17 protein-coding genes and 1 tRNA gene are annotated in these 14756 nt (G+C 72.6%); 10 read left to right on the top strand and 8 right to left on the bottom strand.

Features of this window, described 5'->3' with window-relative positions; translation table 11 throughout:
- The first annotated feature begins 45 nt into the window (after nt 1–45).
- The 4 genes from cysS (at nt 46) to ACZ5UI_RS13920 (ending at nt 3293) form a co-directional block, all read left to right on the top strand.
- Nucleotides 46–1374 carry a cysteine--tRNA ligase gene (gene cysS, locus ACZ5UI_RS13935; protein WP_464187741.1) on the top strand — a complete coding sequence of 443 codons (1329 nt, stop codon included), beginning with the start codon at nt 46–48 and terminating at the stop codon, nt 1372–1374.
- The gene (gene rlmB / locus ACZ5UI_RS13930; protein ID WP_464187739.1) at nt 1374–2078 is read left to right on the top strand and encodes a 23S rRNA (guanosine(2251)-2'-O)-methyltransferase RlmB; all 705 of its coding nucleotides are present in this window, start codon (nt 1374–1376) and stop codon (nt 2076–2078) included. The genes cysS and rlmB overlap by 1 nt, the downstream gene beginning before the upstream one ends.
- 139 nt (nt 2079–2217) lie before the next feature.
- The gene (gene sigH / locus ACZ5UI_RS13925; protein ID WP_464187737.1) at nt 2218–2868 is read left to right on the top strand and encodes an RNA polymerase sporulation sigma factor SigH; all 651 of its coding nucleotides are present in this window, start codon (nt 2218–2220) and stop codon (nt 2866–2868) included.
- 41 nt (nt 2869–2909) lie between these two features.
- The gene (locus ACZ5UI_RS13920; RefSeq protein WP_464187735.1) at nt 2910–3293 is read left to right on the top strand and encodes a hypothetical protein; all 384 of its coding nucleotides are present in this window, start codon (nt 2910–2912) and stop codon (nt 3291–3293) included.
- Here the strand turns inward: ACZ5UI_RS13920 and ligD are convergent.
- The 7 genes from ligD to ACZ5UI_RS13885 form a co-directional block, all read right to left on the bottom strand.
- The gene (gene ligD / locus ACZ5UI_RS13915) at nt 3288–5642 is read right to left on the bottom strand and encodes a DNA ligase D (RefSeq protein WP_464197824.1); all 2355 of its coding nucleotides are present in this window, start codon (nt 5640–5642) and stop codon (nt 3288–3290) included. The genes ACZ5UI_RS13920 and ligD overlap by 6 nt on opposite strands.
- A complete protein-coding gene (locus tag ACZ5UI_RS13910) occupies nt 5639–5962 on the bottom strand; it encodes a hypothetical protein (protein WP_464187733.1) in 324 nt (107 codons plus the stop codon). The genes ligD and ACZ5UI_RS13910 overlap by 4 nt, the downstream gene beginning before the upstream one ends.
- A gap of 66 nt (nt 5963–6028) precedes the next feature.
- On the bottom strand, nt 6029–6625 hold the full coding sequence (locus tag ACZ5UI_RS13905; protein ID WP_464187731.1) for a hypothetical protein: 597 nt from the start codon (nt 6623–6625) through the stop codon (nt 6029–6031).
- 107 nt (nt 6626–6732) lie between these two features.
- Complete coding sequence (locus tag ACZ5UI_RS13900) at nt 6733–7710, bottom strand: M20/M25/M40 family metallo-hydrolase (RefSeq protein WP_464187729.1); 978 nt, start codon at nt 7708–7710, stop codon at nt 6733–6735.
- Between the two features lie 95 nt (nt 7711–7805).
- Nucleotides 7806–8177 carry an FKBP-type peptidyl-prolyl cis-trans isomerase gene (locus ACZ5UI_RS13895; protein ID WP_464197822.1) on the bottom strand — a complete coding sequence of 124 codons (372 nt, stop codon included), beginning with the start codon at nt 8175–8177 and terminating at the stop codon, nt 7806–7808.
- Nucleotides 8178–8450: 273 nt separating this feature from the next.
- Nucleotides 8451–8523: transfer RNA gene (locus ACZ5UI_RS13890), tRNA-Thr, on the bottom strand.
- 190 nt (nt 8524–8713) lie between these two features.
- The gene (locus tag ACZ5UI_RS13885; protein WP_464187727.1) at nt 8714–9247 is read right to left on the bottom strand and encodes a hypothetical protein; all 534 of its coding nucleotides are present in this window, start codon (nt 9245–9247) and stop codon (nt 8714–8716) included.
- Between the two features lie 47 nt (nt 9248–9294).
- On the opposite strand from ACZ5UI_RS13885, the gene ACZ5UI_RS13880 reads away from it, so the two are divergent.
- From ACZ5UI_RS13880 to ACZ5UI_RS13855, 6 genes are read left to right on the top strand one after another with little or no spacing between them, the layout of a single operon-like run.
- Nucleotides 9295–10374 carry a lysophospholipid acyltransferase family protein gene (locus ACZ5UI_RS13880; RefSeq protein WP_464187725.1) on the top strand — a complete coding sequence of 360 codons (1080 nt, stop codon included), beginning with the start codon at nt 9295–9297 and terminating at the stop codon, nt 10372–10374.
- A 9-nt stretch (nt 10375–10383) separates the two neighbouring features.
- Nucleotides 10384–10935 (top strand): RNA polymerase sigma factor, encoded by a 552-nt coding sequence (locus tag ACZ5UI_RS13875; RefSeq protein WP_464187723.1) that lies wholly within the window; start codon nt 10384–10386, stop codon nt 10933–10935.
- On the top strand, nt 10932–11279 hold the full coding sequence (locus ACZ5UI_RS13870) for a hypothetical protein (RefSeq protein ID WP_464187721.1): 348 nt from the start codon (nt 10932–10934) through the stop codon (nt 11277–11279). Before ACZ5UI_RS13875 ends, ACZ5UI_RS13870 begins: the two co-directional genes overlap by 4 nt.
- 32 nt (nt 11280–11311) lie before the next feature.
- The gene (locus ACZ5UI_RS13865) at nt 11312–11899 is read left to right on the top strand and encodes an RNA polymerase sigma factor (RefSeq protein ID WP_464187719.1); all 588 of its coding nucleotides are present in this window, start codon (nt 11312–11314) and stop codon (nt 11897–11899) included.
- Nucleotides 11896–12627, top strand: a complete 732-nt coding sequence (locus ACZ5UI_RS13860; protein WP_464187717.1) for an anti-sigma factor domain-containing protein — start codon at nt 11896–11898, stop codon at nt 12625–12627. Before ACZ5UI_RS13865 ends, ACZ5UI_RS13860 begins: the two co-directional genes overlap by 4 nt.
- Before the next feature lie 17 nt (nt 12628–12644).
- A complete protein-coding gene (locus ACZ5UI_RS13855) occupies nt 12645–13409 on the top strand; it encodes an SDR family NAD(P)-dependent oxidoreductase (protein WP_464187715.1) in 765 nt (254 codons plus the stop codon).
- Between the two features lie 6 nt (nt 13410–13415).
- On the opposite strand, the gene ACZ5UI_RS13850 is transcribed toward ACZ5UI_RS13855, so the two are convergent.
- Nucleotides 13416–14756, bottom strand: coding sequence for a sensor histidine kinase (locus ACZ5UI_RS13850; protein ID WP_464187713.1), 1341 nt, complete (start codon nt 14754–14756; stop codon nt 13416–13418).

Here is a 14756-nt window from a genome sequence, read left to right as displayed (position 1 = left end):
CACAACGGGTCTCGCGTTACACCCGCCCGTACTCTCTTGGCGCGTATGGACATCGTGATTCGCGACACGAAGAGCGGCGCGGACCGGCCGCTGGTGCCCGGCCCGGGCGGGACGGTGGGCATCTACGCGTGCGGACCGACGGTGTACGGCCCGATCCACATCGGCAACGCGCGCCCGTTCGTCGTCTTCAGCCTGTACAAGCGCTTCCTGCGCTCCCAGGGCCTCGACGTGACGCTGGTGATCAACGTCACCGACGTCAACGACAAGATCTACAACGCCGCCCGCGGGCAGCACATCGCCAGCGCGCAGCTGGCCACGGACATGACCGCGCGCTACCTGGCCGACACCGACGCGCTCGGCCTGGGCCGTCCCGACGTCGAGCCCTTGGCCACCGAGACGATCGCCGAGATCATCGAGCTGATCGAGGCGCTGGTGGCCAGCGGCCACGCCTACGAGTCCGGCGGCGACGTGTACTTCGACGTGCGCAGCGACGCGCCCTACGGCTCGCTGTCGCATCGCTCGGTCGATGCGATGGACCAGGGCGAGGGCAACGACGGGGCGGACCTGAAGCGCTCGCCCCTGGACTTCGCGCTGTGGAAGACGCAGAAGCCCGACGAGGACACCGCCTGGGAGTCGCCGTGGGGCCTGGGGCGCCCGGCCTGGCACATCGAGTGCTCGGCCATGGGGGAGAAGTACCTCGGGCTGAACTTCCAGATCCACGGGGGCGGCTCGGATCTGGTGTTCCCCCATCACGAGAACGAGGCCGCGCAGACGCGCGCCGCGCGCGGCGAGGAGCTCGCGCAGATCTGGATGCACAACGGGATGCTCCAGTTCGGCGGCGAGAAGATGGCCAAGTCCGTGGGCAACATCGCGCCGCTGGCCGAGGTGATCGAGCGCTGGGGCCGCGACGCCGTGATCCTGGCCTTCGCCTCGGCCCACTACCGCCAGCCGATGGCCTTCGACGACGACGTGATGGCGCAGGCCACCGCGTCGGTGGCGCGCATCCGCGAGGCCGCGCGCCGGGCGGCCGACGGCGCGGTCGTCGCGGGCGTCAGCGAGCGGTTCTTCGCGGCGCTGGCCGAGGACTTCAACACGCCGGCCGCGCTGGCGGTCCTGTACGACTGGATCCGCGCGGCCAACGCCGGTGACGGCGGGAACGCCGCGCAGCTGCGGGCGATGCTCGAGGTGCTGGCGCTGGAGGACCTGCTCCAGACGCCCAACGCGCCCGATCAGGTCGTCCGGCTGGCCGAGGCGCGTCTGGCCGCCCGGGCCGCCAGGGACTACGCCGAGAGCGATCGCCTGCGCGACGAGATCGCCGGCGCGGGCTGGGTCGTGCGCGACACGGCCGACGGCTTCGAGCTGACGCCCGGCTGATGGTGCTCTACGGCCGCAACCCGGTGCGCGAGGCGCTGCGGGCGGGCCGCCGGCCGGTACGCCGCGTGTGGGCCACCCGGCGCGCGGCCGACGAGCCGTGGCTGCACGGGATCGAGGTCGCCGAGGCCAGCCCCGAGCAGATCGAGCAGCGCTGCGGCTCCAGCGCCCATCAGGGCATCTGCGCCGAGGTCGACGGCTACCACTACGTCAACGCGGCCGAGCTGCTCGGCGTGGGCGATCCGCTGATCGTCGCCCTCGACGAGCTCGAGGACCCCCAGAACGTGGGCGCGATCTGCCGCACGGCCGAATGCGTCGGTGCGACGGGCGTGGTGCTGCCCGAGCGCCGCTCGGCCGAGATCACGCCGGCGGTGTGCAAGGCGTCGGCGGGCGCGGTCGAGTACCTGCGGATCGCCCGGGTGCGCAACCTGGCCGACTTCCTGGGGGAGGCCAAGGAGGCCGGGTGCTGGTGTTATGGCGCCGCGGGGGTCGAGGGTTCGGAGCCCTACGACCGGCCCGACTACCGCGGCGGCGTCGTGCTGGTGCTCGGCGCGGAGGGCAAGGGACTGCGCCGCCGGGTGGCCGAGAGCTGCGATGCGCTCGTCGCGCTGCCTTTGCGGGGAAAAATCGGCTCGCTGAACGTCAGCGCGGCCGCGTCGGCGCTTTTGTACGAGATCTTGCAGCGTCGGCTTGACAGTGGGACATAACAAGGACTAGCTTTCCCTCGACTCGACCTTCAGGTAGAGGTTGAGGGAGTCAACATATCGTTCGCTGGCGCCCTGGGAGGGCGCGTCAGGAGCTCTTATCTTCGGCCGCGTTGCTGCGCGGCCAGGGGGAACTGCTTCCATGGCGCGTCTGTCCACACAGTCTCAAGGTCAACTTCAGGTCGAGGATGGGTTTCTCATCGCTCTGGCCAAGCAAGGCAACGCCGATGCCTATGACCGCATCGTCCGTCGCTACTACGGCTTCGTCCGCCTGAAGGCCTCGTCCTACTTCCTGGCCGGCGGTGATTCCGACGACCTGATCCAGGAGGGGCTGGTCGGGCTCTACAAGGCCGTGCGCGACTACCGCACCGACCGCGAGTCGAGCTTCCGCAACTTCGCCGAGCTCTGCATCACGCGCCAGATCATCACCGCGGTCAAGACGGCCACGCGCAACAAGCACACGCCGCTGAACGGCTACGTGTCGTTCTCGGCCTCGCCCGCCTCGTCCTCCGACGGCGGCGAGCCGACCCTCGACGAGGTGATTCCCGGTTCGCCCATCCACGACCCGGTCAACCAGGTCATCTCCTCCGAGGAGCTGCGGTCGCTGGTCGCCTGCATGACCAGCGCGCTTTCTGGTCTGGAGTCGCGGGTGCTGGCGTTGTATCTCGACGGCTACTCCTACGAGGTCATCGGCGAGCGCATCGGCTGCGACACCAAGACGGTCGACAACGCGCTCCAGCGCGTGAAGCGCAAGGTCGGCGCGCACCTGCGCTCGCGCGCCGTGCCCGCCTGAGTCGGATCGACGCTTAGGGGGCCCTCAGTAGGCTGGCGCCCATGGCAACCTGGCTGCTCATCGTCATCATCGTCGTCGCGGCGCTGCTCGTGATCTTCCTCATCGGCGGCATCGTCGCGGCTCAGCGGCGGTCCCAGGCCACGGAGGGCCACCTGCTGGCCGACGTGGCGCAGGCCAACGAGCAGCTCGCCCTGGCCCGGGCCCAGGATCGCGGCTGGGATCGCGACACGATCGACACCGCCGCCCGCGCCGCGCACCTGAGCACCTATCCCGGCGCGCAGATCTCCGCCGTCCACGTCGTCCAGGTCGTCGACCGACCGGGGACCGACGACGACGAGGTCCACCTGCAGATCACCGACGACACGGGCGAGCACGCGCTGCGCCTCGGCCGTCGCGGTGACCAGTGGCTGGCCGCCCGGTCATAGCGACGGCAGCCGCTGCACGGCGCTGAGCGCCGGCGCGAACAGATCGCCCTGCTCGGCGACGCGCTCGAGCACGTCCGCCGTGTCGAACACCAGCAGCTGCGCGTCGCCCGCCGCGCGGCAGGCGGCCACCTCGTCCCAGGTGACCGGCGTCGAGACGGTCGGGCGGTCCTTCGCGCGCACCGAGTAGACGTTGACCGTCGTCTTGTGCTCGTCGTTCTGGGACCAGTCCACCAGCACCTTGCCGCCCCGCAGGGCCTTCGTCTGACGCGAGACGACGAGGTCGGGCATGCGCTGCTCCAGCAGCTCGGCCACCGCCTTGGCGAACGGCTTGGTCTGCGCGTAGGTCACGTCGGGATGGTTGAGCGGCACGTAGACCTGCATGCCCTTGGAGCCGCTCGTCTTGACCACGCTGACCAGGCCCAGGCCCTCGAACAGCCCGCGCAGCACCAGGCCGACCTCGCAGCACTGCACGATGTCCGCGCCCTCGCCGGGGTCGAGGTCGAACACGAGCATCGTCGGGCGCGCGACGTCGGCGGCCAGGGCCAGCGAGGTGTGCAGCTCGATGTCGGCCAGGTTGGCCAGCCAGGCCAGCGTCGCGGTGTCGTTGGCCAGCGTGTAGTGGATCGTCTTGCTGCCGGTCGGGACGGGCACCGTGGCCACCCAGTCGGGCCGGTGGCTGGGCGACTGCTTCTCGTAGAAGTACTTCTCGTCGACGCCGTTGGGGTAGCGCTTCAGCGTCAGCGGGCGCTGGTCGAGGTGGGGCACCAGCACCGGCGCGATGCGCACGTAGTAGTCGACCAGGTCGCCCTTGGTGAACCCGGTCTGGGGCCACAGGACCTTCGACCAGTTGCTCACGCGGATCGTGCGCTCGTCGATGTCCAGCTCGCGCGCGTCGCCGTCCAGCTCGCGCACCACCTCCAGCGGCGGCTTGTCCTCGCGCAGGCCCTTGAAGCGCGGGTGGCGCAGCAGGCCGTCGGCCGTCCACTCGCCGAACTCGACCTCGGCCAGCAGCTGCGGGTGCACCCACTGGACGTTGCGCGGCAGGGTGGGTGGGGACGGCATCCGCGTGCCGAACGGGTTCTGGTCGGTGTGCAGCGGCTCCAGGCGCGCCCGCAGGTCGACCAGCACGCGGTCGCTGAAGCCGCTGCCCACCCGCCCGGCGTAGCGCAGGAACCCGTCCTCCATGACGCCGACGACGAGCGCGCCGATGCGGTCGGTGCGCCGGCCCTCGCCGGGCAGCCAGCCGGCGACGACGACCTCCTGGCGGTTGACGTTCTTGACCTTCAGCCAGGCGCCGGTGCGCCGGCCCGCCTCGTAGGGCGCGTCGCGGCGCTTGGCGATCAGGCCCTCCAGACCCTGCTGCGCGGTCGCGGCCAGCAGGCCGGCGCCGTCGCCGTGGTGGGCCGTCGGCGTCTGCCAGGCCGCGCCGCTGAGCTCCAGCGCCTCCAGCCGCGCGCGGCGTTCGTCGTAGGGCAGGTCGCAGAGGGAGTGGCCGTCGAGCCACAGCAGGTCGAACAGCGCGGCGACGACCGGCACCTCCTTGGCCCGGCGACGGACCTGCGACTCGTTGGTCAGGTGCATGCGCTGCTGGAGGCGGCCGAAGCTGGGGCGGCCGGTCTCGTCGAAGGCGACGATCTCGGCGTCGAGGATCGCCCGATGGTGGCTGAGCGCCCGGTTCAGCCCGCGCACCTCGGGATAGGACGCGGTGATGTCGCGGCCGTTGCGGCTGACCAGGCGGATGTGGCCGGGCTCGGAGTGGATCAGCGCGCGCACGCCGTCCCACTTGATCTCGAAGGCCCAGCGGTCCTGGGCGTTCTTCGGCGGCAGGCCGCCGGACTTGGCCAGCATCGGCAGCAGCGCCTCGGGCATCGGCTCCGCCTCGGCGTCCACGGGCGGGTCCATGCGGTGCATGAGCCAGTCCTTGCCGTCGGTGCGGATCAGCGCGTAGCGGCCGTTGAGGCGCTCGCCGTGGAAGGTGGCGATCACCTCGCCGTCGCGCCACTTCTCGGCCTCGTAGGTGCCGCTGTCCCAGATCGTCATCGATCCGGCGCCGTAGTTGCCCTTGGGGATCACCCCGTGGAAGTCGAGGTACTCCAGCGGGTGATCCTCGGTGCGGATCGCCTTGCGGTTGCGCTTGGGGTCGTCGGGAATGCCGTTGGGCACCGCCCACGAGGCCAGCGTGCCGTCGCGCTCCAGGCGCAGGTCCCAGTGCAGGCGGGTCGCGTGGTGCTCCTGGACGACGAAGCGGTGCTCGGTCGACGCCGCCGCGCCGGGGCGCGATCCGGCCGGCTCGGGCGTCGAGCTCGGATCGCGCTTGGCGCGGTAGTCCTCGAGCGGATCGGGACTCAGAGGTCCTCCGGATCCTCGCTGTCGGCCTCGCCGTACGTTCCGCCCCGGTCGGGATCGTCGTCGTCGAGGTCGGTCTCGGCCCGGTCCAGGCGGATCTCGCCGCCGGGACGACCGGGGCCGAGGTCGGCGTTCTCGATCAGCTCCTCCTCGGCGAGCTCGAAGCCCTCGGACTCGCCACCACCGCCCTCCTCGACGGCGCGGTAGGCCTCGTCCTGCTCCTCCAGCGGCGACTCGTACGTCGGGGTGCCGCCGATGTGGGCCGCCTCGTCGGCGGCCAGGCGGGCCTCCTCGTCGGCGAGGTCGTCTCGTCTCTCAGTCATGGAGACGAAGCTACCCGTCGCCCGGGGCCAGCAACAGCCCCGGGCGTGGGAAAGCGGACTTCGGGGCTAGCAGAACACCGCGAAGTGGAACGGCAGCGGCGTGTTGACGCCGTTGAGGCCGCGGGTCACGAACGTGATCTGTCCGGCCGCGGTCGAGTTGTTGTTGCCGCCGGGCTGCAGGCTGACCGTGCCGCCGTTGGTGCCGTCGGCGGTCACGCCGCCGAGCTGGTAGCCGCCGATCGTGGCGGTCGCGGGGCACTGGCTGACGTTCGCGTTGAACGACACGGTGTAGACGCCGGAGCCGGCCACCGAGACGGCCGAGACGCCCGTGCCGTACACGAGGGTGCCCTGCGGGCTGACGACGCCGCTGATCGCGGCGCCGGACGGGCCGGCCGGACCGGCGGGGCCGGCCGGGCCAGCGGGGCCGGCGGGGCCCGCGGGCAGCGCGCCGGAGGCGAAGTCGGAGGCCTGCAGCGAGCCCGACCTGACCTTCGCGCCGGTGACCGCGTTGTTGGCCAGCTTGGAGTTGGTCACCGCGCCGTTCTTGATCTGGCTGGTGCCGATGGTGGCGGCGGCGATGGCCGTGCCACCGGAGACGGCGAGGAACAGCGCCAGGGACGACGCGACATTCGCGTACGTCAGGCGGGAGCGAAGCTTGCGCAAGAGGACGACCTCCATGGACCGTGGGAAGAAACGCGCGGGCGGCGAGGGTAACCCACGTCCCGGCACCACCCCAACCCCGCAAAGCGCGTTGCGGAGCGGAATTGAAGTCAGTGAACGGACAAACCGGCCGCGAGCCGGTCGACGAGCGCCTCCAGAGAGGCCAGTCCGGCGGGGAGGGGACCGAGCTGCACGTACTCGTCGAGGGTGTGCGCGCCCGCCCCGCTGGTCAGCGACACGCAGATCGCCGGGAGGCCCAGCCCGAGGGCGGCGTTGGCGTCGGTCGAGGAGGCGTTCTCCTCGGCGGCGGGCAGGCCCGCGGACCGGCGGGCGGCCCGCGCGGCGAGGATCAACGGGTGCTCCGGGGGCGTGTGGCCGCCGGGGCGGCGGCCGACGTGACGGACTTCGAGATCGTGTGTGCGCAGCGCGCGCACGACCGCGTCGACGCGCCGGTTGAGCACGCCGTCGTCGCCGTCGCGCAGATCGATCTCGGCCTCCGCGCCGGAGGCGATCGTGTTGATCGACGTGCCCCCGCGGATCATGCCGATGTTGATGTGCCCGTCCCCGGCGGCGTCCAGCGCGGCGTCGAGGCCGGCGACGAGCGCGTGGATGGCCGACGCGCGGCCGCGGTCGCCCCACGAGTGCCCGCCCGGTCCGCAGGCCACGGCGAGCAGGCGCGCGGAGGCGATCCCGGCGGTCTGGATCGACTCGATCCCGTGGCCCTCCAGCGCGACGAACGCGTCGCAGGCGACGGCGTCGAGCACGGCGCGCGCGCCGCGCAGGTCGCCCAGGCCCTCCTCGCCGACGGTCGCGGCCAGGACGATCGGGTGGGCCGGCGGGGGCGCCGCGGCCAGGTGGCGCGCGGCGTGCACGAGGGCGGCCACGGCGAGCGAGTCGTCGCCGATGCCGGGACCGCGCAGGACGTCGCCGTCGCGCCTGGGGCGGACGTCGATGTCGGCGGTGAAGACCGTGTCGAGATGCGCGGCGATGACCGCCGCCGGGCCGGTGGCCGGGCCGAAGCGCACGAGCACGTTGCCCGTCGCGTCGACGGTCGGCTCAGCGCCCGCCGCGCGCAGCTTGTCGGCCACGAGCGCGGCCCGCTGCGCCTCGGCGAAGGTCGGCGCCGCGGTCGCGCAGATCTCCAGCGCGTCCGCGACGACCGCTTCGACCGCGTCGCTGCGGCTCAGTTGATCGCCTTGAGGTCCACGACGAACACCAGCGGCGCGTTCGGCGGGATGTCCGGCGGCGCGCCGTCGGTGCCGTAGGCCAGGTTGGCCGGGATCGTCAGCATCCGCCGGCCGCCGACCTTCATGCCGACCAGGCCCTGATCCCAGCCCTGGATGACGCCGCCGGTGCCGAGCTGGAACTGGAACGGCTGCCCGCGATCCCAGGAGGCGTCGAACTGCTTGCCGTTCTTGTAGAGCACGCCGACGTAGTCGACCGTCACGTTGTCGCCCGCCTTCGCGGCCTGACCGCTGCCCTCGACGAGGTCGTCGATCTGCAGCAGCTTGGGCGCGGGGCCGGTGGGGACCTCGACGTCGGGCTTCTGCGCCAGCGTCGGGTCCTCCGTGGTCGCCGTCGTCTCGGCCGGGGCAGCGGCTTCGGTGGTGGTCGCCGCCGGCGTCGAAGCCGCGGTCGAGGTGGTGGAGTCGCTGTCGTCACCACCGCACCCGGCCAAGCCGAGCGCCGTCGCGGCCACAAGCAGGAGGATCACGCGTCGCATACGGGGCGTGAGGCTACGCAATCCGGGTGCGCACACGCCGCACACGCCGCCCGGACCAACGCGGCCGTCTCGCTTCCCGCGGTGGATGGCGCGCACCGGCGCGAGAGCCGGGAAGGGGACTCGAACCCCTGGCCTGCTCTTTACAAGAGAGCTGCTCTACCAACTGAGCTATCCCGGCCGGTGGGCCGAGTGTAAGACGCTCAGATGACTGGTTCCACGACCCGCGTACCCGGCTGCACGCGCCCCGCGGCGCCGGATCGCCACCCACCGGACCCTTCCCTACGTCCAGTAGTTCCCGGGTCCGGTGGGCGGCGCCCGGCATCCACGGGACACGCACATCCGGGCACGCCCGCCGCGGAATCAATCATCTAGGAGGCGGAGACGGCGTTCTCGATCGAGCCGTGACCGTTGGAGCTGATCACGTGCTCGTAGGCCGGGACCTCGTCGTCGGCCGGGTCGCTGAGGCGGCGCTCGAGCTCGCCCAGGACGACGCCGAAGAGCAGGTGGCGCCAGGTCGCCTGGGCCAGCGCGGCGCGGTTGCCGGCCAGCGTGGGGAGGTCGTCGCGCGCGGGGTGGAAGCGGTCGCTGAGCGCGGCCAGCGGCCAGGCGCCGAAGTTCTCGGCCAGGCCGGCCACCGGGCCGCGGGCCCACGAGGGCAGCGGCAGGCGCGGCGCGACGTTCGCGTACACGGCCCCGAACAGCGCGCCGTTGGCCAGATGCATCACGGTGCCGACCACGCGGGCGGGCACGGGGCGGCGGGTGACCAGGCGCCCGAGCAGCTCGGTGTCGTCGTAGGGCACGCCGAAGACGCGCTTGTCCAGGGGCTGCTGGGCGGCCCAGACCCCCGCGGCTACGGCGCCGGCGAGGGCGCCACGGAGGGTCTGTCCTGTGTCGATCGCCATCCCGCCGTTCACTGTAACGCGGGCGCAGCAGACGGGTACGACTGAGCATGGACCGCGCCGCATATCTGGACCGAGCCCGCCACAAGGGGGTCAACCCCCTGCTGTATTGGATCGTGCGCGCCGTCTTCCAGCCGTTCTTCCACCTGTACTTCCGCATGAGCCGCATCGGCCGCGAGCACGTCCTCCAGGACGGGCCGATGATCATCGCCGCCAACCACCGCTCGTTCCTCGATCCGTTCGTGATCGGGACGATCATCCGGCGGCCGGTCTACTTCGTGGCCAAGAAGGAGCTCTTCCGCAAGCCGCTGACCGCCTGGTTCCTCAACTCGCTCGGCGCGTTCCCGATCGACCGCGGCAACGCCGACGGCGACGCGATGGCGGCGGCCAAGGAGATCCTCGAGCGCGGCGACGTCGTCGTCATCTTCCCCGAGGGCACGCGCACGCGCCCCGGCACGCTGGGCACGCCCAAGCGCGGCGTCGGCCGCCTCGCCCTGGAGACCGGCGCGCCGGTGCTGCCCGTCGCCGTGCTGGGCACCGACCACATCCGCAAGGGCTGGCGCATCCGCCCGCACAAGGTCCGCATCCGCGTCGGCTCGCCGCTGCGCTTCCCGACCGTCCACAACCCCTCGCCCGAGCTGGCCAAGGCGGTCACCGACCGCATCTGGCCGTGCGTCGCGCTCCAGTGGGAGTGGCTCGGCGGCCTGGCCCCGATCCGTCGCGCGACCGTCGTCGGCGACCCCGCGACGACCGCGAGCATCACCGGCGGCGGCGGCGTCGAGATCGACGCGCTGGACCCGACGACGGACCTCGTCGTCCTCTCCACGCCTGTGCGCGAGCTGCCCGCCGCGATCGACCGCCTGGCCGATCAGATCCCGCATCGGGCCGGCGTGCTGCTCGCGCCGACCGACGGCCCGCCGCCTGCCGCGACGCTGCAGCTCGTCCGCGACACGCAGGCGCGCGCGGTGGCCACGCTCGACGGCGACGCGGTCAACAGCGACGACCGGGCCTTCGCCCGTCAGCTCGACGAGCTCCTGGGCGCCCGGGCCAGCCGCGCGACCAGACACGCCGCCGTCGCCTCCCTCGACGAGGCCCGAGCAGCCCGGTCGCGCGCGGTGACTGCGAGGTAGGCTCGGTGCGTGGCCGACCCGCACAGAGAAGCCAAGGCCGCACTCGACGCGCAGTTCTCCGAGCTGTACCGAGCCCATCTGCGCGACGTCTACTCGTATGCGTACTACCGGGTCGGGGACCATCACGACGCCGAGGACCTCACGGAGCAGACGTTCCTGCAGGCCTACCGGCACTTCGAGCGCGCGCTGTCGGAATCCGACGGCCGGCCGCTGCGCCCGTGGCTGATCCGCATCGCGCACAACCTGGCCGCCAACCTGTACCGCGACCGCTCGCGCAAGCCGCAGACGCACATCGACGACACGACGATCCTGCCGGCCACGCACACGACCGAGGACCTGGTCGAGGGACGCGACGAGCTGAAGCGGATCCTGGCCGGCGTGCAGCAGCTTCCGGACGACCGCCGCGAGGCGCTGATCATGCGCTTCGCGCTGGGGATGGACAATCGCGAGATCGCGCGGGCCATGGGCCGCACCGACGGGGCCACCAAGGTGTTGATCCATCGAGCGATCAAGCAGCTGGAAGGCATCGTGGACACGACCGGGAAGGGAGGCGATAAGTGAGCGAGGCAGCCACCACCGACTTCGAGGCGCTGCTGCGCGCGGCGCTGACGCCCGTCGACCCGCCGGCCGAGCTGTCGGTTCGCCTGGAGACGACGCTCACGTCGATCGCCGACCTGGCCGCCGACGAGCTGGAGTCCTGGGAGCTGGGCGCGATGCGCGACCCGCGCAACTGGGTGCGGCCCGCCGTCGCCGTGGTGGCCGGGACCGCCGCCGGCGTCGGCCTCGTCGTGCTGCGCACCAAGCAGCGTTCCAAGCAGCGCCGGAAGGCCTCGACGAACCTCGTCGACCTGGCCGAGCGCACCGTGAGCGACGCCATGCGCGAAGCTCGGCGCGTTTGGCGTTGATCCAGTCTTGAACCTGCCGCGTTAGAGAGGACGTGAGCAGCATCTCCCCCGACGAACTTCGCCGACTGGCAGACGAGGATCTGATGCACCTCGTCCGCAAGGGCGAAGCGCGCGCCTTCGAGCTGATCGTCGAACGCCACCAGTCAGCGGCGTTCGGCCTCGCCTACCGGATGACCGGGACGCGGGCGACTGCCGAGGACGTCGTGCAGGAGTCCCTGGTATCGCTCTGGCGCTCCAACTCCCGCTACGACCGTGCCCGCGGCAGCGTGCGCACCTGGATCCTCGGGATCGTCCACAACCGGGCGATCGACGCGCTGCGCCGCAACGCGGTCCATGACCGCCGGCGGGCCAGCGACGAGGGCATCGAGGAGCGCTTCGAGGCCACCGAGCGGACCGATGTGGAAGTCGCCCGCCGGGAAGAGGCCGACGAGATCCGCAGCGCGCTGCGGGAGCTGCCACGCGACCAAGGCCGAGTGATCGAGCTCGCGTACTACGGCGGCTTCACCCACGTGGAGATCGCCGAGATGATCGACGAGCCGCTCGGAACCGTAAAAGGCCGGATGCGCCTGGGGCTGACCAAGATGCGCGGTGCCCTGTCTGATGAAGGAATGGGCTCATGAGCGAGCACTTCGACCACGACGACATGCTCGACAACGCTGCGGCATGGGTGCTTGGCGCCCTGCCCGACGATGAGGCCGCCACCTTCGAGGCCCTGCTGGCCACCGACCGCGAGGTGCAGGCCGAGGTCGCGCGCCTGCAGCCGGTCGCCGACCAGCTCGGCCTGGCCGTGCCCCCGGCCACGCCGCCCCCGAGCCTGAAGCTGAACGTGATGGCGATCGTCGAGCGCGAGGCGCAGCTGCTGGCTGCCGCCGGACCCGAGGCCGATCGCCCGCCGCAGGCGGCCGTCGAGAAGCGTGAGCGCCGCAGCATCCTCAGCCGCGTGTTCGCGCGGCCCTGGCTGACGGCGACCACGGTGACCGCGGCCCTGGCCGTCGGCGTCGCGATCGGGATCCTGGCCTCCGGCGGCCCGAGCTCGGTCGACCACCCGGTCACCGGCGTGCAGCAGTGGGCGTCGGTCGCCGGCAACGTCGTCGAGAAGAGCGGCAGCGGCGAGCTTCAGCTCACCGCCGTGCCGCGCCTGCCCGACGGTCAGGTCTACAAGGTGTGGCTGATGCGCGACGGCAAGCCCGTGGGCGATCGCTCGTTCACGCCGGACCCGGACGGGACCGCGTCGGTCAACCTGCGCGGCGACCTCGACGACGCGACGGCCGTGGCGATCAGCCGCGAGACCGATCCCGACGTCAAGTCGCCGACCACGACGCCGATCGTCACCGCGTCGCTGGCCTGATTTCGTACAGTCGATCCATGGCTGATCGACTGGACGGGACGGTCGCGCTGGTCACCGGCGCGAGCAGCGGCATCGGCGAGGCGACGGCGCGCACGCTGGCGGCCCAGGGCGCGGCGGTGGCGATCGCCGCGCGGCGCAAGGACCGCCTCGACGCGCTGGCCGCGGAGATCCGCGACGCCGGCGGGCGCGTGCTCGTGGTCGAGAGCGACGTGACCGACCAGGAGCAGGCGATCGGCCTGGTGGCCGAGACCGTGCGCGAGCTCGGTCGCCTGGACACGGTGGTCAACAACGCCGGCGTGATGCTCCTCGGCCCGATCGTCGACGCGCCCACCACCGAGTGGGACAAGATGATCGCGCTGAACCTGCAGGGCCTGCTGTACGTCGCGCACGCTGCGCTCCCGCATCTGCTCAGCGCCGCCGAGTCCGGCCCGCGGCAGGTCGCCGACCTGGTGAACATCAGCTCGGTGGCCGGCCGCGTGGCGCGCTCCGGGTCCGGCGTCTACAACCTGACCAAGCACGGCGTCGGCGCGTTCAGCGAGGCGCTGCGCCAGGAGGTCACGCAGCGCCACGTGCGCGTGTCGCTGGTCGAGCCGGGCGCGGTGGCGACCGAGCTGGCCAGCCACAACCGCCCCGAGGTCCAGGAGAGCCTGCAGCAGCGGTTCGCCGACATGGAGCGGATGGAGTCCGAGGACATCGCCGAGACGATCGAGTTCATCGTCACGCGCCCGCGCCGCGTCGCGGTCAACGAGATCCTCATCCGCCCGACCGAGCAGGCGATGTAGGCGCCCTCAGAACCGCAGCTCGACCCGCGCGCCGCCGCCCGGCGCGTCGGTCAGGACCAGCTGCGCGTCGTGCAGGCGCGCCTGCTGGTCGACCAGCGCGAGGCCCAGGCCCGAGCCGGGCACGTCGGCCGACGTGGCCCGCGCGAAGGGCGCCAGGATCCGCTCGCGTTCGGCGGGGGCGATGCCCGGCCCGTCGTCGTCGACCCGCGCCAGGCCGGGCGCGACGGTCACGCTGACCCGCCCACCGCCGTGGCGGGCCGCGTTCTCGACGAGGTTGTCGACGGCCGAGCGCAGCCCCGCCTCCCAGCCGGTGACCAGCACGGGCTCCTCGGGCGCGTCCAGCGCGATGGCCACGTCCGGATGGCGGCGGCGGGCCTCGTCGACCGCGGCGGCGGCCAGCAGCGCCAGGTCCACGGGCCCGCGCTCGCTGGGTGCGGCGTCGCCGCGGGCCAGCGCCTGCAGCCCGTCGATCAGCTCGACCAGGCGCCGCTGCTCGGCGTCGGCGTCGGCCAGCAGCGCCTCGCGCTGCTGGGGCGTCATCTCCGGATGGCGGCGCAGCGCCGAGATCGCCGCCTGCACCGTGGTCAACGGGGTGCGCAGCTCGTGGCCCGCGTCGGCGGCGAAGCGCCGCGTCGCGGTGAGCGCCCGTTCGCGCGCCGCGGCGCTCAGGCCCAGGCGGGCGAGCATCGCGTTGAACGACGCGGCCAGCGCGCGCAGCTCGGTCGGCCCGCTGTCGTCGGGCACGCGGCGGTCGAGGTCCTCGTCGCCGGCCACCGACGCGGTCACCGCGCGCAGCCGGCGCAGCGGGCGCAGCACCAGCTCGCCGGCCAGCGCCACGCCGACTCCCGCGACGAGCAGCGCGAGCAGGCCGAGCAGCACCAGGCGGCGCACGAGCGCGTGCTGGCGATGCTCGGTGGCCTGCAGGCTGGCGGTCACCTCCAGACGGGCCAGACGGCCGAGTCCCGCGCCGCGCAACGTCTCGACGTAGACCCGGTAGGGCTGGCCGTCGTGGGTGAACGTCGACAGGCCCGTCGGCGCCTGCCGCGGTGGCGTGGGCAGCGGGTCGCCGGCGTCCAGGAGCGCCACCTGGCCGAGCTTCAGCCGCAGCGCCAGGTCACCGGCGGCCAGCACCGCGTCCAGGCGCTTGTCGGCCCGCGGCAGCTCCTGGACGACGGCGTTGACCGCCGTCACCCGCGACAGCTCGGCGGTGCGCACCAGCCGGTCGTCGAGCGCGTCGCGCTCGGTGCTGTCGACGTAGCGGGCCACGACGAGGCCGGCCACGGCAAGGACCACGGCCAGGACGAGCAGGACGCCCGCGACCAGCCGGACGCGCAGGCTGTGCAGCAC

This window comes from Conexibacter sp. JCM 18997, from assembly GCF_055391915.1.
The sequence above is the reverse complement of the archived record's forward strand: the minus strand, read 5'-3'. Positions and strand labels throughout refer to the sequence as shown.

Excerpts from the sequence above, each read along its gene's own strand:
- ACZ5UI_RS13880 (WP_464187725.1), top strand. The coding sequence starts at position 9,295 with ATGGACCGCGCCGCATATCTGGACCGAGCCCGCCACAAGGGGGTCAAC.
- cysS (WP_464187741.1), top strand. The coding sequence starts at position 46 with ATGGACATCGTGATTCGCGACACGAAGAGCGGCGCGGACCGGCCGCTG.
- ACZ5UI_RS13910 (WP_464187733.1), bottom strand. The coding sequence starts at position 5,962 with ATGACTGAGAGACGAGACGACCTCGCCGACGAGGAGGCCCGCCTGGCC.
- ACZ5UI_RS13860 (WP_464187717.1), top strand. The coding sequence starts at position 11,896 with ATGAGCGAGCACTTCGACCACGACGACATGCTCGACAACGCTGCGGCA.
- ACZ5UI_RS13920 (WP_464187735.1), top strand. The coding sequence starts at position 2,910 with ATGGCAACCTGGCTGCTCATCGTCATCATCGTCGTCGCGGCGCTGCTC.
- sigH (WP_464187737.1), top strand. The coding sequence starts at position 2,218 with ATGGCGCGTCTGTCCACACAGTCTCAAGGTCAACTTCAGGTCGAGGAT.
- ACZ5UI_RS13885 (WP_464187727.1), bottom strand. The coding sequence starts at position 9,247 with ATGGCGATCGACACAGGACAGACCCTCCGTGGCGCCCTCGCCGGCGCC.
- ACZ5UI_RS13855 (WP_464187715.1), top strand. The coding sequence starts at position 12,645 with ATGGCTGATCGACTGGACGGGACGGTCGCGCTGGTCACCGGCGCGAGC.
- rlmB (WP_464187739.1), top strand. The coding sequence starts at position 1,374 with ATGGTGCTCTACGGCCGCAACCCGGTGCGCGAGGCGCTGCGGGCGGGC.